Raw genomic sequence first — 19,718 nt, forward strand, 5'->3', positions numbered from 1 at the left:
AGATGCATGGAATTTACGTAAAAGGGGAGGGATGGCAGTCATGCTGCAAGTGCTTCTGGTCGATGATGAGCCTTGGGTGCTGGAAGGTCTTCGAACTATGGTGAATTGGGAAAAGCACGGCTTTCAAGTCTGCGGCGAAGCGCTGGACGGTCCGGAGGCCTTAACCAAGATGCAGGAGCTGCGGCCTGAGCTGGTCGTCACGGATATCCATATGCCCGTCATCAGCGGCTTGGAGCTGATTGAACGGAGTAAACGGCTGCTCGCAAGGCCCCCTAAGTTCGTTATTTTAAGCGGATACGACGATTTTAACTACGCACTTACGGCGATGCGGCAACGGGTGGCGGAGTATCTGCTAAAACCGATTGACGAAGACGAGTTCGGGGCGATTCTGGACCGTCTCGGTCAGATGATCGCCGAGGAGCGGGAAATGGAGCAGTCCAAGCTAAGGAAGCAGACGTTGTTTAAAAATAACCTCCTGAACCGATTGATTCAGGGGGAAGATGGCCTTCAGCTGGAGCAGGAGGCGGCCGCCGCGCTTCAGCTCGGGGGTGAGCCGGAGCTGCAATGTATGCTGTTCGACGCCGGGATGGATCCGCAACCTCTAAAGCAACGCGTACTCAGTTATTTCTCGAAACCCGCGGATGCGGATCGTTCCTTCATGGACGGCTCAGGCCGGTTTGGGATGATCCTGCGGACGGATGAAATGCCGCAGCCGCGGATCGAAGAGATGGGACTGGCGATCAGCAGTGAACTTTCGGAGATAGGGTCGCCGGCAGTGATTGCCGTCAGCCGTGTCGGGAAAGGCATCCGCTCCATCCGGGAGCTGTACCTGCAAACGCTGGAGACCGTCAAAGCAAAGCGCGAGAAGGGGAAAACTGGCTTCTTCATGCTATGCCATCTTCCGCAGCCTTACAGTTCGGAGGATGTGTTGAAGGGCAAGGTTGAGCTGCTGTTGGCCGCCGTGCTTCAAGGGGATCCCGGATCAACGGGAGCAGTGGTGGAGGAAGTGTTTGGCGCCCTTGCCAGCAGCCAGATTGGTCTGGAGACCCTACGAGCTTTCGCAGCTAATGTGGAGCTCACGTTATGCCGCAGGATCAAGAAGGCCGGCGGCGATGCCGACGCTTTTATGGTTCGTGTGCAGGGGAACGAAGGAGAATCGAACGGGATCAGCGATTACGCCGCGTTGAAGCCGTATCTCCTAAAGCTGTGCCGGGAAGCCTCGCTGCTGCTAGCCGGATTGCGCCGGAAGAACGAGAATAACACGATTTTTCAGGTCATTCAGTACGTGGATGAGGAGTTTCGCAGCAAGCTGAAGCTGCAAACCCTTGCCAAGCAGTTTCATATGAACCCGACCTATTTAGGACAGGTGTTCAAAAAAGAAACAGGCAAAACCTTTAACGACTATCTCAACGAGAAACGGCTGGAGGAAGCCAAACGACTGCTGAAGCGCACCTCGATGAAAATTTCCGATATTGCGCTGCAGGTGGGTTATCCGAATACGGACTATTTTATCAGCAAATTCAAACAGTCGATTGGTATGCTGCCCTCTGTCTATAAATCTGAGTTTCAACATGACGGTCCCCAGAAAGTAAAGGGGCCCAGATTGGCCGAATAAGCCCGAGGTGGTGCGAGCATGGGAAGATGGAGATTCCGGGGAAGAGTGAACGATATTCCGCTGAAGACGAAATTTATGCTGATCTACCTGATTGGCGTGCTACTGCCGATCCTGGTTATTAACCTGGTGTTCATGGGGCGGATGACTGACTTTATTAAAGAGCGCGAGAAGCAGAACCTGGAGATTTCCATGGAGCGTGCCCGTAAGGATATTCTCGATTTTATCGACGGCGGGGTAGCGGTTAGTCATGCCCTGAACACCGATAAGACGCTGTATGAAAAGATGGACCGAATCTACTCGGGCCCGGTCGATTTTTACGAAACGTTTGATGAGCAGCTGCGCAATCGGGTGACCAGCTACATTCCGGTCAATAATCAGATTCTGCGAATCGGGATATACACCACCAATCCGACGATCGTCCCCGGGGGCAATTATCATATGATCAATGATGAGGTGAAGGGTAGCGAATGGTACCGGATCTGGAGCAGTTCGTCGGACCCGGTGGTTGTCGCAGCGTACCGCGCATCTCAAGCTACGAACCGAGCGAATACCGAGCCTTATTTCAGCGTGATTGAGAAAATGGACTACTACGATTCCTATAACACCTTCGACAAGCTGCTGCGGATCGATATTGATCTCAGCAAAATTTACGACGTGATCGTCCGGGAGCGGGACTACCTGGATTTGTATCTGGTCAACGGGAACGATGAAATCATCGTGTCGGCGGACAGCGGCTATCGGCAGGATACAAGTGTGGGTTATCCCAAGCTTGAATTGTCTGCCGAGGATCGGGAGAAGGGGGTGGAGTCCGTAGTCATCGGGAATGCCAAATACGTGAAAGGCTGGCGGCTGATCGGGATCCCGCAGGGCACCCGGTTGTCCAAGGCGATGTTCGATATGCGCTTGTTCGTTGGGATGTTGGTTGCGGCAATCACCTTATTCACGTCGATCTTCATTTTCGTCATGCTCCGCTCCTATCATTACCGGGTGAAGCGGCTCTCGCGCCATATGCAGAAGGTCACTAATGAGAAATTCGATTTGATTAACATCGATGAAGGACGCGATGAAATCGGCGGTCTGATCCGCAACTTTAACATGATGACCGCTCGCATCAACGCGTTGATCAACAACGTTTACAAGCTGGAAATCCAGCAGAAGAGCCTTGAAGCCGAGCGCGTGCGGGCAGAGCTGAACTTCTTGCAGAGCCAGATGAACCCGCATTTTCTGTTTAATACGCTGAACGCGATATTAGTGGTCTGTACGAAAAAGAACTACTCCGACGTTACGGACATCATTAAGAACTTGTCCAAGCTGCTGCGCCGGTTGCTCCGCTGGAAGGAGGACCTCGTTACGCTGGAAGAGGAGATTCGGTTTATCGACATGTATTTGAAAATCGAAAAATTCCGCTTCCGGGATAAATTCGAGTACGTCTTCGACATTGAGGAGGCAGCGCTGCATTATACGATTCCGAAGATGAGCATCCAGCCGCTGGTCGAGAACGCCTGCAAGCACGGAATTCAAGCGGTGCAGGGCAATGGGCTCGTTACCGTTAAAGCCCGCGTGGAAGACGGACGGCTTCGCATCGTCATTTCGGATAACGGCAAAGGCATCAAACCGGAGCAGCTGCGGGAAATGCTGCTAACCGTACGGAGCGAGAACACGTCCGGGAACAGCATTGGCATTCGCAATGTGTATCGCCGATTCGAGTTGTACTACAACGATCAGGTTCGCTTTAACATCGACAGCAAGCCGGGACAAGGGACAAAAGTGTGTATCGAAATTCCGGTCAAACGGCTTCAACACCAGGGAGGATAATCAGGGGGGAAAGAGCCATGAGATTCAAGGTGTTATTGGTGGATGACGAGCCGGCAGCATTGGAGGGGATGCAGCTGTGGATCAACTGGCCGGAGCTGGGCTTTGAGATATGCGGGACTAGCAGCAACGGCGCTGAGGCGCTGGAGAAGATCGGCCAGCTGCAGCCGGACCTAGTTGTTACCGATGTGCGGATGCCGGGAATGGATGGACTGGAAATGATCGAGGCGTGGCAGAAGCAGAATACCCGACAGGTCAGCTTTGCGATCGTAAGCGGATACAGTGAATTTCAATATGCACAAAAAGCGCTCCGCTTTGGTGTCACCCGGTATTTGCTGAAGCCGATTGACGAGGAGATCGCCGCCGAAGAGCTCGGGGCGATCTATCAGGAGCTGGCGGAGGAGCAGGAGCGTCAACGCATCAGCCGGATCGCTTCCTATGAGGAGACAGTGGGTCTGCTTAAGGGATGGCTCCATCCCTCGCCGGGGCTCCCTCGGGATGAGGGGCGGATCGCTGCGCTTTCGAGCCTGCGGAAGGCGTGGAATGTGTGTCTCATTCAGCCAAGAGACAGCTGCTTTGCCGAGACCCGGGAGCAAGTTGCCGCCTATGTCGGGGAGAGGGAAGCCATGTATCTCATCGATCTGGACTATAGCGGCTTGGATGAGGGCCTTCTGGCCCTGGTGTACGGATTTCATCCCGGCGAGGATGGGCCGGACGGCGCTAAATGGATCAGCGAACTGGAGAGATTATGCCGCAGTCTTGGAGTCGTCGCATCGGCGGGGCAGGGCGTGACAAGCCTGCAAGAGATTCCAGCTGCGTTCAGACAGGCTCAGACAGCGATGCAGCATCAGTTTTATGCGGAAGGCCCTGCCGGGATTATGGAGTATCGTAACGTGGCTGCGCTGAAGTTCCACCGCAGGTACGATCAAACCGAGCTGGTGGATCGCATTATAGGGGCGATTCAACTGCTGGACAAAGGGGGCTTGGAGGAAGGGCTGTCCGAGGCGGAGCGTAGGTTCCGGGAACTTTACCTTACGCCGGACATCGTGCGTAAATTTGGGATTCATTTGTTTTATCTCATGATGGAACACCTGGAGGAACTCCCGGGCAAGGCGGTGGAACTGCAAAGCAAATACGACATTCCCGGTACAGTTTCGGCGGTGCCAACCCTGCGGGAATTAATGGACCGGATCCAAGCGTTAGGGATAGAGTGCATCGATGGGCTTCTGATGGACAAAGCCCAACGGTCCCAGGGAGTCATTCAAGACATCAACGCCTATATCCGGGAGCATTACCGCGAGCCATTGACGATCAAGAAGCTGGCAGAGGTGTTTTACCTTCATCCGGTCTATTTAGGCCAATTGCTGCAGAAGAAGAACGGCGTTCATTTTAACGAAATGATCCATAACTATCGCATTGAAGAAGCCGTCAGGCTGCTCCGGGACGGAAGCTTGAATAACGGCGAGGTGGCCGAGCGAGTGGGTTACGCGAACTATGGCCAATTTCTCAAGCAATTTGAAAAAAGATTGCAAATGTCGCCTAATGAGTACAGAAACAGGAACTGAAATTTTGAAGATGGAACCTTTAATTGTGAACTAGTTGTGGCGGGGTAGCGCTCTTAGAATTAAAGATAAGTTGATGAAAGGGCTTACAAAATAGCTTAAACATCAACAAATCATTACGGAGGTGCTTTACATGGGGGGCAAGACCAAATCAATGCTCCGGCTCAGCGTTATCCTGCTGTTATCGCTCAGCGTCATCCTAGCGGGATGTGGCGGCGGTAACAAAACTACCACAGCCGAAACCAACACCGGCAATACGGGGACTACAGGGAACAATGCCGGAGATAAAGTCGAACCGCTTGAAATCACCGCGTTTATCGGGGAAGCCGGCCAACAGCCGACGCCGGACAACAAGATTTACAAGAAGATTAAAGATGAGCTGGGCGTCACATTCAAATTTGAATTTCTTGCCGGGGACATTGACCAGAAGCTTGGCGTTATGATCGCAGGCTCCGATTATCCCGATATTATGACCGGCAATACGAAGTTGACGGCAGCAGGGGCTTATATCCCTTTGGAAGATCTGATTGAAGAACATGCACCGAATTTGAAGAAGCACTATGAGAAATATTGGAACATGATGAAGGACCCGAATGACGGTCATATTTACATCCTGCCAAACTACGGGGCCTATAACGGGGAAGTCAGCACAACTTGGTATTCGGGTCCGGCTTTCTGGATCCAAAAGGCTGTGCTGGAGGAGGCAGGATATCCTCAAGTCAAAACGCTTGATGAATATTTTGATCTGCTCATCAAGTACAAGGAGAAACACCCAACGATCGATGGCAGCCCAACGATTGGTTTCGAAATTCTGAACTATGACTGGAGAAACTGGGGACTGTTTAATGCGCCGCAGCATCTGATCGGACACCCGAATGACGGCGGCGTTGTCGTGAAGGACGGCAAAGCGGAGATTTTCGCCGACAAGGATTATGCTAAACGGTACTACAAGAAGCTGAATGAAATGAATGCCTTAGGTCTGATCGATAAAGAGACATTTACACAAAACTATGACCAGTATCAAGCGAAAATTTCCAGCGGTACGGTGCTCGGATTTTTTGACCAGCACTGGAACTTCCAAGATGCCGAGAATGTGTTAATTACGGCGAAGAAGCATGAAAGAACCTATGTCGGCTTGCCGCTGGTTTACGATACAAGCATTACAGACCATTATCTGGATCGCCCGGCACTGAACCTGAACAATGGCTTTGGGATCAGCGTAAATGCTGGGGAAGATAAGGCGATCAAAATTCTTAAATTCTGGGATCGCCTGATCCAGGAAGATTGGCAAAAAATCATGTCTTGGGGGATTGAAGGCGAAGACTACATTGTTACCGAAGAAGGCCGCTTCATGAAAACCCAAGAGCAACGCGACAAGTTTACGGATGCGACTTGGAAACTGGCGAACAAAGCGGATACGTTGCACAAATTCAGTCCGAAAATGGAAGGGTATTTCAGCGATGGGAATGCTACCGATGCGGCAGCCCAACCTGAAGAATACCAAGCAGGGCTGGAAGAGTACGATAAAAAATTCTTGGCCGCTTATGGATATAACAGCTATGTTGACTTCTTTACACCAGCACCGGAAAACGAAGTTTCTTATCCGGCATGGTCGGTTGACTTAGTGGAAGGTTCGGAAGCCAAGGTAGTGAACACCAAGCAGAATGATTTGTCTACGAAGTATCTGCCTAGAGCGATTTTGGCCGACCCGGCTGATTTCGATAAGGTATGGGATGAATACGTGGGAGAAATCCGCAAGCTCAACATTAAAGCTTACGAAGACCGCATTAACGAAGTGTTGCAATGGAGAATTGACAACTGGTCCGTGAAATAATCCAGGGATTCAATCGAAGAATGGAAGGCATCTAAGCCTTCCATTCTTCGAAATCTTAGGCTTTGTGGGGAGAACAAAATATGGATGAGACCTTAATGGACAAACACGCCGTCCCGAAAGCGAAAAGACGAAAACAACAGCAAATAACCTGGTCCCTGATCAAGAGTCAACGGCAGTTGATCTTCATGTCGGTTCCGTTATTGGCTTATATTATATTGTTTGCTTATGTCCCGGTGTGGGGCTGGACGATGGCGTTTCAAAATTACAAGCCGGCAAGAAGCTTTGGTCAGCAGGAATGGGTCGGGTTCAAGCAGTTCAAGTTCCTGTTTACGGACGACAGCTTCCTTCGGGTGCTGCGCAATACGTTGGGGATGAGTATCATCAACCTGGTGCTGGGCTTTGTCACCGCAATCGCTCTGGCCTTGCTGCTGAATGAAATCAAGAACATTTTCTGGAAAAGAACGGTTCAAACGATCTCGTATCTTCCGCACTTTCTATCCTGGATCATCGTCACAGGGATTGTTGCGACTTCCCTTGCTTCCGATGGCATTATCAACGATGTTCTGATGCGGCTGCATCTGATCAAGGAGCCGATTCTATGGCTTAGTGAAGGCAAGTATTTCTGGGGCGTCGTTGGTGCCTCTCATGTCTGGAAAGAGGTTGGCTGGAACACGATCATTTATTTGGCGGCGATGGCGGCGATTGACCCGTCATTATACGAAGCTGCGGATATCGACGGAGCCAGCCGATACCGGAAGATGTTGCATGTCACGCTTCCCGGCATTAAGCCAACGATTGTCATTCTGCTGATTATGTCCATCGGACATATACTGGAAGCCGGCTTCGAGGTGCAATACCTGCTCGGGAACGGTCTGGTGGTGGACTGGGCAGAGACGATTGATATCTTCGTGCTGAAATACGGGATTGCCCAAGGCAACTACTCCCTGGCAACCGCCGGCGGGATCTTCAAAACGGTCGTTAGCGTAACCATGCTGCTCCTTGCAAACTGGACCGCCAAACGACTAGGGGAAGAGAGGCTGTTATAGAGATGGCAAACCAATCCATTACCCCAGAGCGAGTATCTGCAGCTGCTTTGCCACGTCGGGTCGGACGCGGCAAGGTGGAGCCGGTGATTTTCCATACGCTGAATACGATCTTCATGATCTTTCTCGTCGTCGTGACGCTGTATCCGTTTCTGAACACGATTGTGGTATCGCTTAACGCGGGGAATGATACGATTCGCGGAGGACTCTACCTGTGGCCGAGACAATTTACGCTGCAGAACTATAAGGCGATTTTTGTTTCCGGCACGATTTACGATGCTTTCCTGATCTCGGTGGCGAGAACGGTGTTATCTACGATTCTGAACATCTTCCTGACAACGATGCTCGCCTATACATTGAGCCGAAGGGAATACGTGTTCCGCAAGCCAATTACGTTGATTTTCGTGCTTACGATGTATTTTAATGCGGGGTTGATTCCCGGGTACTTCCTGATGAAGGATTTACATCTGATCAACACGTTTTGGGTTTATGTCGTTCCTACGATGATCAGCGCATTTAACCTGATTGTTATCCGGACGTATATCGGCACCATTCCCGAAAGCTTGGTGGAGTCGGCGAGAATTGACGGGGCAGGAGACTTCAAAATCTTCTGGACCATCATCTTCCCGCTGTGCAAACCGGTATTAGCGACGATTGCGTTGTTTGTGGCTGTCGGCGCGTGGAACTCCTGGTTTGATGCGTTCCTGTACACGTCTTCGAGACAAGAGCTCAGCACAATGCAATATGAGTTGATGAAATTGCTCTCTTCCAGCATGAATGCCAACAGCAATCCGGCGGTGGCTAACGGGGCGGGCATGACCCAGGATACGGCGGCTTCCATGGTTACACCGTTATCGATTCGGGCTGCGGTTACCGTGGTGGCATCCGTTCCAATTCTGCTCGTATATCCTTTCATGCAGAAATATTTCGTGGTTGGCCTGAATGTCGGGAGCGTTAAAGAATAGTTGTTTTATTTCGTGAACCGTTCGTACGAGTATTTTCCCAAGCGTGGCAGAGGAGGAATCTTCATGAATCCAACGTTCCATTCCGTACCGGCATTAAAGGAACTGTTTGCGGCGGACTTCAAAATTGGAGCGGCGGTCAATCCGACGACGATCCGGACGCAGAAGGCATTGCTGGCGTATCACTTCAACAGCCTGACTGCGGAGAACGAGATGAAGTTCGTCAGCGTGCATCCTAAGGAACAGACCTATACCTTCGAGGACGCGGATCGGCTGGTTAATTTCGCCCGAGAGCACGGCATGGCCATGCGGGGGCATACACTGGTGTGGCATAATCAGACGTCTGACTGGTTGTTCCAGGATCGCCAAGGCGCGGCGGTTAGCAAGGAAGTGCTGCTCGGCAGGCTTCGGGAGCATATTCATACCATAGTAGGCCGGTACAAGAACGAGATCTACGCCTGGGACGTCGTCAACGAGGTCATCGCGGACGAAGGGGAGGCGCTGCTGCGCACTTCCAAATGGACGGAAATCGCGGGACCTGAATTTATCGCTAAAGCGTTCGAGTATGCACATGAGGCGGATCCACAGGCGCTGTTGTTTTATAACGACTACAACGAATCGAATCCTCTGAAACGCGATAAAATTTACACACTCGTTCATTCGCTGCTGGAGCAAGGGGTGCCGATCCATGGCATCGGATTACAAGCGCACTGGAACCTGTACGATCCATCGTTGGATGAGATTAAGGCAGCGATTGAGAAGTATGCTTCGCTGGGTTTGCAGCTGCAGCTGACGGAGCTGGATATCTCGATGTTCCGCTTCGATGACCGGCGAACCGACTTGACTGCGCCGGAGCCGGCGATGCTGGAGCGGCAGGCCGAACGTTATGAGGCCGTATTCCGGCTGTTGCTGGAGTATCGTGACGTCATCAGCGGAGTCACCTTCTGGGGAGCGGCGGACGATTACACCTGGCTGGACGATTTTCCGGTGCGCGGCCGCAAGAACTGGCCGTTTCTGTTCGACGCCAAGCACCAGCCGAAGGAGGCGTTCCATCGCGTTGCGGCCCTGGCTGCGGAGCAGCGGGCATAAAGGCAGCGCATGGGGGAAAACAACGATAACGGAAAACGCTTTATTCTGGTGGCGTTTTCGGTGTAAAATGGTAGAGGCCCTTCTGGTTGGAAGGGCCTCTTTTGAAGTATGTTGAACCTATTTCGGATTAGACCTATCGAACCTTAGGAGGAGAATCGATGAAATATCGGGAGCTTGGTAACACGGGTCTTCAAGTCAGCGAGGTGAGCTTTGGCACTTGGGCCATCGGCGGAAGCTGGGGCAACACGAATGATGACGAGGCCCTGAAGGGCTTGGATAAAGCGATTGGAGAAGGTGTCAATTTCTTCGATACGGCGGACGTTTATGGCGACGGACATGCGGAGCGTCTGCTTGCCAAAGCGACCAAAGGGAAGGAAGACGAGATCTATATCGCGACCAAATTTTGCCGGGCCGGCGATATTCATGACCTGGAGACGTATTCCGAAGCGCGGGTGCGGGCTTATTGCGAAGCCAGCTTAAAACGGTTGGAGCGCGAGCGTATCGATCTGTATCAGATTCATTGCCCGCCGTTGTCCGTGTTGAAGGACGGCCGGGTATTTGAAGTGTTGGACAAGCTGCAGGCGGAGGGAAAAATCCGCCACTACGGCGTGAGCGTAGAGACGGTGGAGGAAGGGTTGTTCTGCCTGGGGGTGCCGGGGGTGAAGGCGCTGCAGGTCATCCTGAACCTGTTCCGCCAAAAGCCGCTCGCAGAGTTGCTGCCGAAGGCGCAGGAAGAAGGCGTGGGCATCCTTGTGCGGCTTCCGCTGGCCAGCGGCCTGCTGACCGGCAAATTCACGCCGGACACGACGTTTGCTGCCGACGATCACCGCAACTTTAACGCGAACGGTGAGCAGTTCAACGTCGGTGAGACGTTTGCTGGCTTGCCGTTCGTTAAAGGTGTTGAGCTGGCGGCCCAGCTCCGCTGGATCGCCGAAGGACGCGGGGACATGGCCCGCGCGGCGATGCGCTGGATTCTAGACCAGCCGGAAGTTTCCTGCGTGATCCCGGGCTTCCGCAACGTGCGTCAGGTCGAGGACAACCTCGGCGCGATCGACGTGCCTTCCTTCAGCAAGGAAGAGCTGGAGCGGCTGGCCCTCTTCTACCAGAACGAAGTCGCGCAGCATATTCGCGGGGCGTATTAAAGCGAAATCCCCTTATTCACCGAGCGTGGCCATCAAATTGGCGTGATTCCCGGGAATAAGGTGAATGATTCGAGAAAGCCTCCCATCATTCGCCTTGAAATCAGGCTTGATGGGGGGCTTTTGCGCGTTCTGCGGCGGCCGATTGCTCCAAGCGCAGCGTGTCGCGCCAACTGCAGTAAGTCGCCCATGGACTGCCGTCGTCCAGAAGGGCCTTGCAGGTGTAAATGCCCTCTTCGATCGAATCGACGCGCCCGGCGAGCTCCAGGCGAACCGCTCCGTTCAGCAGCACCTGGTTTACGTAAGCCGGGTGCGCTTGCCCTTGCAGCACCTGTTCGGTAACGTGCAGCTGTTTGGCTGCGTTCCAGGCGGTATCGTCTTCTTCGGGCAGCGGGGTGTCCAGCCCGTACGTTTCCGGATCGATAATGTTCAGCTTCGCTTCACCGTTGCCCACCACATAGGTGCGGGTCGGCCGATCGATAAACAGGTCCTCTGAGCCTTGTGCCCCTTGGACGATCAACGCTTTCCGGTAATCCAGCTGCTCGATGAGCTGGGCCATCCGGTCGAACACAGTATTATGGTATACACCATACACCAAATAAGGCGAATCGCTGAAGTCCAGCAGCTTCTCGATCGTATTCAAGATCGTCCGCAGACCCAGCTCTTCGCGGATCGGACGAAGCTTCTCCAGCGGCGGGCACCAGACCTCAGACGGCACGAACCGGACGCCGGAGAAGTCTGCCGGGCGGGCTGCCGGCGCCCACTCCATCAAGCGGCTGTCCACGCCCAACTCGTCAAGCAGATCGGTCAGGGTCACGCCCCACTTGGGCGGGAGCGACGGGGTGCCGTGCAGCGTGACGGGTAAACCTCCTGAAGCCAGCAGAAAGGAGGTGGCAAACGTCGCCATAAAGGAGGTGGTGCGGCCGTCATAAGGTCCGGCACAGTCGAGTCCCTGAGGAATCGGCGAGCGACGGGCATGTTTGCGAAAGACGGTCACAAATGCTTTCAGTTCCGCCACGCTCTCCAGCTTGATCCGCTGTGCCATAAAGAAGGCGCCAATCTGCGCCGGAGTCGCTTGGCCGCTGATCATCAATTCGGCGGCTTCGGTTGCTTCCTCATAGGTCAAGTCGCGGGCGCCTCTTTTGCCTCGTCCTACTTCCTTCAGGATTTCTGTCATCGTCATCGGGAGCCCCCCTTTGTTTGTAAGATCGGTTCAAAATTTTAATTGCTGATGGGCTTTGACGACCGAAGTCGCCACATCCACCATCCGTTTCCGTTCATTCATCGCCCGCTTGCGCAGCATGTCGTAAGCCTCGGCTTCGGACACTTTGTTCACGTCGCACAAGATACTCTTGGCCATGTCGATCCACTTCCGTTCCTCCAGCCGGGAGACCAATTGCGCCCGTTCATTCTGCCAGGTTTGCCTCTCAAAAAAATGCCTAGCGCTGAAATGCAGCGCCCAATGCAGCTCCGATGCCGTCATGGACGGGGAGAGCAGGCCGTCAACGGGGACCTCTGTCTCACATGCCTCCAATGAGGAGCTTGCCGTCTCGGGGCTACACCACCAGAGGAGCGGGAGGGGCTTTCACTTGAGCAGCATGTTGCCCCAGCGCTGCATCCCCTCAAGCGGCATATCCAGCACCGCAGCGTCAACCTCCTTGATCCGTTTGCGAATTTGCGGCTCCTGACAGGAGGCGAAGACTTGATACCCGCTCGTTTTGAGGAAGGTTTCGGGATCAGCCAAGGGCAAAGACTTCAGGGGATCTGTCGAGGCAGTCCCGGGTAAACCGGCTTCGCGAATGACCAATAAGAAGCGCATCGAGAGGGATCCCTCCTATCCATAACGATCTGTTTCATAATCCAAGCGGTGTTTAGCTTTAAAGTCATAAAGGATCGAGATACACGAATAACTTCAACAACTGCAACTGCGAAATTGCAGCGAGGAAAGAAAACCTTACATCACATTTCAAATTTTAAAGGATAAATGTATTTTCTCGCCTTTTTTCTGAAAAATCAATACAAATGTAATGAAAACTGACATAAAAATTTTAATCACACAATTTTATGTAATGTATATTGACATAACCTCCAACCTCCTTTATAGTTAATGTCAACTCAACACTTGATTCAAATTTGTTTATTCAAAAATTCGATCGTAATCATGCTGGGTACAATGGGGTGCCCGCTAGAAGCGGCAATGGAGCCTGTCTTCGCAATCCGTAGAAATCACGTGGTGTAGCTGCGTGTCTCTAGGGGCGAAGCAGGCTTTTTGTGTTTTCTTGGTAATTTGGGAAAAGGGGAGATGGAGATGAACCAAAAGAAAAAGATGGTGCTGGTCGGTAACGGGATGGCGGGAATCCGCACGGTGGAGCATGTGCTGAAGCTGGCTCCGGAGGCGTACGAGATTACGGTCTTCGGTGCAGAGCCGTATCCGAACTACAATCGGATTATGCTGTCTTCGGTGTTGGCTGGCGGGGCAGACATGAAGGAGATTGTAATTAACGATTTGGCCTGGTACGAGGAAAATCACATCAACCTCTATCTGGGCGATGAGGTTGTTCGGCTCGATACCGATAAGCGCAAGGTCGTATCGGCCTCCGGGGTAGAAGCAGAATACGACGCATTGATTTTGGCCACGGGCTCCAATCCATTTATCTTACCGATTCCCGGGGCACGCAAGGATGGCGTCATCGGGTTCCGCAATATCAAGGACTGCGAGCTGATGATGGAGGCCTCCCGCAAACATAAAAAAGCTGCGGTGATCGGCGGCGGTCTCTTAGGCCTGGAAGCGGCCCGCGGGTTGCTTAATCTCGGCATGGACGTCACCGTCGTGCATATCCATCCTTACTTGATGGAGCGTCAGCTCGACGAGCCGGCATCGCGGATGCTGCAACATGAGCTGGAAGCGCAAGGCATGAAGTTCCTCATGCAAAAGCAAACAGCCAGCATTTACGGCGGACGGCGGGCCGAGGGGCTGGAATTTGCAGACGGAAGCCGGTTGGAAGCGGACCTCGTTGTGATGGCCGTCGGCATCAAACCAAACATTGAATTGGCAAAAGAGGCAGGCCTTAATGTGGCGCGAGGCATTATCGTCAACGATTATCTTGAAACCAGCGCACCGGGGGTTTATGCCGTTGGGGAATGCGCTGAGCATCGCGGCATCGCCTACGGGCTGGTGGCCCCGCTCTATGAGCAAGGCAGTGTATTGGCCAAGCGGCTGGCTGGTGTCGAAACCGCCGCGTACGAAGGATCCGTCACTTCGACGAAGCTGAAGGTGTCGGGAGTAGATGTTTTTTCTGCGGGATATTTCAATGATGCGCCAGGCACGCGCTCGCTGCGCATTCAAGACGAACTGGAGGGCACGTACCGTAAAATCGTCCTGCAAGACGATCGGCTCATCGGCGCGGTACTGTTCGGCGACACAACGGACGGCCCATCGTTATTTGCTAAGATCAAAAGCGGAGAATCCGTAGCCGGGAAAGAGAAGGAGCTGCTGCTTGGGTTTACTCCGGGTCAAGCCGGGGCAGGGGCCTCGTCCCCGAATGCCCGGTTGGCCGCAATGGCGGACGACGAAATCATCTGCGGCTGTAACGGCGTCACCAAAGGCACCATCGTCGAAGCGGTGAAGGGCGGCTGCTCCAGCGTCGGCGAGATCAAAGCGTGCACGAAGGCGTCCGGCTCCTGCGGCGGCTGCAAACCGCTGGTCGAGGGACTGCTGCATCTATATGCAGAAGGCGATGTCAAAGCGGTGAAGGAAGGCATCTGCGGCTGTACGCCGCTGGGCCGTGACGAAATTGTCGCCAGCATCAAGGAGATGGGGCTCAAGAGTGTGCACGAGGTGATGAACGTGCTGGAATGGCGCGAGCCGGAGGGCTGCTCGAAGTGCCGCCCGGCGTTGAACTACTACCTGGGGATGCTGTGGCCGGCTGAGTATGTGGATGAGAAAGAATCCCGCTTCGCCAACGAACGTTACCATGCCAACATTCAAAAGGACGGAACGTTCTCTGTGGTGCCTCGGATTTACGGCGGTGTAACCTCACCGGCTGAACTCAAGCGAATTGCGGCGGTTGCCGAGAAATACCAAGTGCCGATGGTGAAGTTCACCGGCGGACAGCGGCTTGACCTGCTGGGCGTAAAGAAGGAAGATTTGCCGAAAATGTGGGAGGAGCTCGATATGCCGTCCGGTCATGCGTACGGCAAGGCGCTGCGGACGGTGAAGACCTGCGTCGGCTCCACGTTCTGCCGGTTCGGGACCCAAGATTCCATTAGCATGGGCATTCAGCTGGAAAAAACGTTTGAACGCCTGAACACCCCCGGCAAGGTTAAACTGGCGGTATCGGGTTGCCCGCGGAACTGCGCCGAAGCCACGATTAAGGACCTTGGCGTTGTGGCTATCGACGGCGGTTGGGAGATCTATGTGGGCGGTAACGGCGGTGTGAAGGTTCGGGCGGCAGATTTGCTCTGCGTAGTGAAGACCGAAGATGAAGTGGTCGAATGGACCGCAGCGTTCTTGCAGCATTACCGTGAGCAAGCCAGCTGGAACGAACGGACAGCGCAGTGGGTTGAGCGGGTAGGATTGGACGCCATCAAGGCAGTGTTGGAGCAAGCCGATGAACGGAAAGCACTGGCTGAGCGGATTCAAGACACCTTAAGCCGGACGACAGACCCGTGGAAAGAAATTATTGAAAACCAGGAGCTGCGTAAAAACTTCGAACCGCTGCAAGACGTACAACTGCAAAATTCGTGATCTTTTTTGGGGGGCAGATACCATGATAACTAAAATTCAAGTGGCACGGTTGGACGACATTGATCGGCTTGGTTCACGTACGGTGTTTGTTGAGGGGAAGGAGGTTGCGATTTTCCGCCTCAGCGACGGCAGTGTTCACGCCATTGAAAACCGCTGTCCGCACAAAGGCGGCAAGTTGTCAGAAGGGATGGTGTGCGGTTCAGCCGTGCACTGTCCCCTGCACGATTGGAAGATCAATCTGCGGAGCGGACGTGTCCAAGAGCCCGACCATGGGGAGGTCACGGTCTATGAGATCGAAGTGGATGAAGCGACCGGAGCTATATATATTTCACTGTAGCGTATAGGGCGTATAGAGCGTATAGAGAATCGCAGTGCGAATAAAGGAGTGGACGAACCATGGATTACGTCAAACCAGGAGAAGTACTAGGGAGCATGATTGAGACCGGGAAAAATAAAGCCAACCTCAGCATTCTGCAGTTGCTGGTCAAAGGATTTTTGGGCGGAGCGATCCTGGCGTTCGCCACCACCTTGGCGTTTACCGCGACGCAACAGGCCTCGCTGGGGATCGTGGGGGCGGTGATTTTCCCGGTTGGCTTTGTGATGATCGTCCTGTTGGGCCTGGAGCTTGTCACTGGCAGCTTCGCCTTGATCCCGCTGGCTGTGATGGAACGGCAGGCTTCGCCGGGGCGGATGTTGTCCAGCTTTGGATGGGTGATCCTCGGGCATCTCATCGGCTGTGCTGTGTATGCTGTTCTCTATGGGCTGACGATTACGAAAATGGGCACGGACCTGTCCCACCCGCTTGTGCAGATGTTGATCCAGACGAGCGAAGCGAAGACGCTGGCTTACAAGCAGATGGGCGGCAGCGGTCTCGCGCTGGTCACCATCAAGGCTGTTCTGTGTAACTGGATGGTTACGCTGGGCGTGGTGATGGCGATGACCTCGAAGTCGACGGCAGGCAAAATCGCAGCGATGTGGTTGCCGATCCTGATCTTTTTTGCACAAGGGTTCGAGCATGCGGTCGTGAATATGTTCGTCATCCCGGCTGGCATGATGCTGGGAGCGGATGTCAGTATGGCCGACTGGTGGCTGTGGAACCAAATTCCTGTCTTGATCGGCAACTTCCTGGGCGGCGTCGTGTTCACCGGTTTGATGCTGTATGTGGCGCAAAAAGGCAGCTTGCGGCGCGGAGTAGCCGCGCAGGTTGCAGGAACGGAAATGGCTGAGCCGGATGGCCGCGCGTTGTCCGTGGCAGGGGAACGCCTATGAAGCACCCCGGGATGGTAAGTATTATCGGAGCGGGACCCGGCGACCCCGAGTTGATCACGGTCAAGGCGATGAACCGGCTGCGGGAAGCCGAGGTCGTGTTGTATGACCGCCTCGTCAGTGAAGAGCTGCTGGCATACGCCGGGCCGTTCGCGGAGCTGGTGTACGTCGGCAAGGCGCCGGGACGCCACGCGATGCCGCAGGAGGAAATCGAGCGCTGGCTGATCCGCTACGCCATGGACGGGAAGCGGGTCGTGCGCCTGAAGGGCGGCGACCCGTTCGTCTTCGGGCGCGGCGGGGAGGAGGCGCTGGCGCTGGCCGCTGCGGGAATCCCCTATGAGGTGATTCCCGGCATCACATCAGCGCTGGGCGCGGCGGCTTCCGCCGGCGTGCCGCTGACGCATCGCGGGGCGGCCGCCTCGTTCTCCTGTGTGACCGGCAGCCGCTGCCACGGCGATCAGACGCCGATCCGCTGGGACCTGCTGGCGCATAGCGTCGACACGCTGGCGATCTACATGGGCGTCAGCCAAATCGGCGCCATCCGCGAGGAGTTGCTCCGCCATGGCAAGTCGGCTTCAACGCCGGTGGCGTTGATCGAACGCGGCACGACCTGCCGGCAGCGCACGTTCACTTGTACCTTGGACGACATGCACAAGCTGGCCGCCGCCGTGAAGCTGAGCAATCCGGCGCTGATCGTCGTCGGCGAGGTGGTGCGCGTCCGCGAGCAGCTGCAGTTGTTTGAGCATCAGGCGGAGGTGTACTACGGGTCGTGAAGCGAGGGAGGTCATGGGTGGTTGCTAACTTACTACCGCCCCACTATCCCTTGCTTATAGACTAACTGCAAAAGTGCAGTTCATTTTGAGGAAAATCGGCTTTTCTGCGAGATTAAGTGTAAAAATGCAGTTGAGTAAGCGGGTTTTGAAGAAAAATGGGCCCTAGGCGGTTAAATGAACTGTACTTTTGCATTTCATCCACCGATACAAGGTACATTCGACAAGATTCGCCTGCACTTTTACATTTCGTTATACATCCGAACAGAAAAAAGGCCAAAAAGACCGCCTCATTCGTGAGGTTCCTTTTGGCCTTTTGCCTTATTCCAACGCAGCTCTGCTTAACGTCAGCAGCTCGCTGACCGTCACCAGCCGGTATCCGGCGGCCGTTAGTTCGGCAGCCAGGATGCGCACGGCTTCCACGGTTTGGGAACGGTCGTCGAAGCCGTCGTGGAACAGCAGGATGCTGCCTGGGCGGACCTGCTCCCGCGTCTTCTCCACAATGTGCGCCACGCCGGGCATCTCCCAGTCCATCGCCGCGCCATTCACCGCCCCAATCGCGGGATAGCCGAACTCACCGGCGGTGATGGCGGCCACCTCCTCGGAGGTGGCGAGGTAAGGCGGGCGGAAGACCTTCGGTTTCGCGCCAGTGACCTGCTCGATCAGCTCCTCCGTCAGCTGTAGTTCCCGGCGGCATTCCTCCGGGGGAAGATCCGGCAAGTGCGGGTGCGTGTACGTATGGTTACCGATCTCATGGCCTTGCTCGTGCACAGCCTTGGCGGTTTCCGGGCTTTTCTCCATCTGTGTGCCGATCATAAAGAACGTTGCTTTGCCCTGTACCTCCCTTAGAATCTCAAAAACCTGCGGGGTGTACAGCGGATTGGGGCCGTCGTCGAACGTGAAGGCAACCGCTTTATCCTGGATAGGCAGCTCGTTAATCACTTGAAAATCAGCCATTTTCTAACGCATCTCCTTCTTTATCGAAGTCCCGCGTACGACTACCGCGACCTTTTAAACCCCCGAGTAAGCCATAAAACCGCCATCGACGGGAATCACCGTACCGGTCACAAAGCCAGACGTCTCCGCATCAGCCAGCCACAATAGCGTACCCAGCAAATCCTCCGGCACGCCAAAGCGGCGCATCGGGGTATGGGTGATAATTTTGTTTGAGCGCTCCGTTAACGATCCGTCCGGGTTCGTCAGTAAGCTGCGATTCTGCTCAGTCAGGAAAAATCCCGGGGCAATCGAGTTCACGCGAATCCCGGACTCCGCCAGATGCACGGCCAGCCACTGCGTCAGGTTGTTGATCGCCGCTTTGGCCGCACTGTAGGCAGGAACCTTCGTCATCGGGCTGTACGAGCTCATGGAGGAGATGTTGATAATCGTCGCGCCGGGACGCCCAATCATTTCTTTAGCGAAAATTTGCGTCGGGATCAACGTCCCCATGAAGTTTAAATCCAGGACGCCGCGTACGCCGGAAATGCTGAGGTCAAAAAAGCTGGTGACCTCCGGATTCGCGACATCTTCCGGCCGAAAAATCTCGTTGGTTGTATTGGCGCTGGCATTGTTGCCGCCGGCTCCGTTGACGAGGATGTCGCACGGGCCAAACTGCTCTCGTACTGCGGCTTCCGCTGCCTTGACGCTCTCGGCATCCGTCACGTCGCAGGCAAATGCCGCAGCCACACCGCCATCGGTGCGAATCTGATCCACTACGGCTTCGGCCTTGGCGAGCGTGCGGTTCAAGATCGCCACTTTCGCCCCCTGACGGCCTAGTTCACGGGCCATTGCCCGGCACAGCACCCCGGCGCCGCCGGTAATGACGGCTGTTTTGCCGACCAATGCAGGATGTACTGGCAAGTTGCTCATCGGTTGCTTCACT

17 protein-coding genes are annotated in these 19,718 nt (G+C 54.4%); 12 read left to right on the forward strand and 5 right to left on the reverse strand.

Annotated elements, in window-relative coordinates; genetic code table 11:
- Positions 1-40 precede the first annotated feature (40 nt).
- From POTG_RS04260 to POTG_RS04295, 8 genes are all read left to right on the forward strand, one after another.
- Positions 41-1,615: a response regulator transcription factor gene (locus POTG_RS04260; RefSeq protein ID WP_009223571.1), complete on the forward strand. Its 1,575-nt coding sequence runs from the start codon at positions 41-43 to the stop codon at positions 1,613-1,615.
- A gap of 18 nt (positions 1,616-1,633) precedes the next feature.
- Positions 1,634-3,430 (forward strand): sensor histidine kinase, encoded by a 1,797-nt coding sequence (locus POTG_RS04265; RefSeq protein ID WP_009223572.1) that lies wholly within the window; start codon positions 1,634-1,636, stop codon positions 3,428-3,430.
- 17 nt (positions 3,431-3,447) lie between these two features.
- On the forward strand, positions 3,448-4,992 hold the full coding sequence (locus tag POTG_RS04270; protein WP_009223573.1) for a response regulator: 1,545 nt from the start codon (positions 3,448-3,450) through the stop codon (positions 4,990-4,992).
- A gap of 130 nt (positions 4,993-5,122) precedes the next feature.
- On the forward strand, positions 5,123-6,823 hold the full coding sequence (locus POTG_RS04275) for a sugar ABC transporter substrate-binding protein (RefSeq protein WP_016314319.1): 1,701 nt from the start codon (positions 5,123-5,125) through the stop codon (positions 6,821-6,823).
- A gap of 80 nt (positions 6,824-6,903) precedes the next feature.
- Complete coding sequence (locus tag POTG_RS04280; RefSeq protein ID WP_009223575.1) at positions 6,904-7,869, forward strand: ABC transporter permease; 966 nt, start codon at positions 6,904-6,906, stop codon at positions 7,867-7,869.
- 2 nt (positions 7,870-7,871) lie between these two features.
- Entirely contained in the window at positions 7,872-8,831 is a 960-nt protein-coding gene (locus POTG_RS04285) for a carbohydrate ABC transporter permease (protein ID WP_009223576.1), read from the forward strand.
- Between the two features lie 63 nt (positions 8,832-8,894).
- A complete protein-coding gene (locus tag POTG_RS04290) occupies positions 8,895-9,917 on the forward strand; it encodes an endo-1,4-beta-xylanase (RefSeq protein ID WP_009223577.1) in 1,023 nt (340 codons plus the stop codon).
- A 158-nt stretch (positions 9,918-10,075) separates the two neighbouring features.
- Entirely contained in the window at positions 10,076-11,059 is a 984-nt protein-coding gene (locus tag POTG_RS04295; RefSeq protein WP_009223578.1) for an aldo/keto reductase, read from the forward strand.
- A 100-nt stretch (positions 11,060-11,159) separates the two neighbouring features.
- Here the strand turns inward: POTG_RS04295 and POTG_RS04300 are convergent, their stop codons facing one another.
- From POTG_RS04300 to POTG_RS24620, 3 genes are read right to left on the reverse strand one after another with little or no spacing between them, the layout of a single operon-like run.
- Entirely contained in the window at positions 11,160-12,239 is a 1,080-nt protein-coding gene (locus tag POTG_RS04300) for an anthranilate phosphoribosyltransferase (RefSeq protein ID WP_009223579.1), read from the reverse strand.
- A gap of 30 nt (positions 12,240-12,269) precedes the next feature.
- Positions 12,270-12,590 (reverse strand): ANTAR domain-containing response regulator, encoded by a 321-nt coding sequence (locus POTG_RS24615; RefSeq protein WP_232282223.1) that lies wholly within the window; start codon positions 12,588-12,590, stop codon positions 12,270-12,272.
- 51 nt (positions 12,591-12,641) lie between these two features.
- Complete coding sequence (locus POTG_RS24620) at positions 12,642-12,875, reverse strand: hypothetical protein (protein ID WP_232282224.1); 234 nt, start codon at positions 12,873-12,875, stop codon at positions 12,642-12,644.
- 489 nt (positions 12,876-13,364) lie between these two features.
- On the opposite strand from POTG_RS24620, the gene nirB reads away from it, so the two are divergent.
- From nirB to cobA, 4 genes are read left to right on the forward strand one after another with little or no spacing between them, the layout of a single operon-like run.
- Positions 13,365-15,803: a nitrite reductase large subunit NirB gene (nirB, locus tag POTG_RS04310; protein WP_036644158.1), complete on the forward strand. Its 2,439-nt coding sequence runs from the start codon at positions 13,365-13,367 to the stop codon at positions 15,801-15,803.
- A gap of 22 nt (positions 15,804-15,825) precedes the next feature.
- The gene (gene nirD, locus POTG_RS04315; protein WP_009223582.1) at positions 15,826-16,140 is read left to right on the forward strand and encodes a nitrite reductase small subunit NirD; all 315 of its coding nucleotides are present in this window, start codon (positions 15,826-15,828) and stop codon (positions 16,138-16,140) included.
- A gap of 59 nt (positions 16,141-16,199) precedes the next feature.
- Positions 16,200-17,072, forward strand: a complete 873-nt coding sequence (locus POTG_RS04320; RefSeq protein WP_009223583.1) for a formate/nitrite transporter family protein — start codon at positions 16,200-16,202, stop codon at positions 17,070-17,072.
- Complete coding sequence (gene cobA, locus POTG_RS04325; RefSeq protein ID WP_009223584.1) at positions 17,069-17,842, forward strand: uroporphyrinogen-III C-methyltransferase; 774 nt, start codon at positions 17,069-17,071, stop codon at positions 17,840-17,842. Before POTG_RS04320 ends, cobA begins: the two co-directional genes overlap by 4 nt.
- Positions 17,843-18,160: 318 nt before the next feature.
- Here cobA and POTG_RS04330 read toward each other — a convergent pair whose 3' ends face one another.
- Both POTG_RS04330 and POTG_RS04335 read right to left on the reverse strand, forming a co-directional pair.
- A complete protein-coding gene (locus POTG_RS04330; RefSeq protein WP_009223585.1) occupies positions 18,161-18,796 on the reverse strand; it encodes a polysaccharide deacetylase family protein in 636 nt (211 codons plus the stop codon).
- Positions 18,797-18,850: 54 nt separating this feature from the next.
- Positions 18,851-19,705: an SDR family oxidoreductase gene (locus tag POTG_RS04335; protein ID WP_028540334.1), complete on the reverse strand. Its 855-nt coding sequence runs from the start codon at positions 19,703-19,705 to the stop codon at positions 18,851-18,853.
- Between the last annotated feature and the right edge of the window lie 13 nt (positions 19,706-19,718).

It is taken from the genome of Paenibacillus sp. oral taxon 786 str. D14 (assembly GCF_000159955.1).
GTDB classification, from domain to species: domain Bacteria; phylum Bacillota; class Bacilli; order Paenibacillales; family Paenibacillaceae; genus Fontibacillus; species Fontibacillus phoenicis.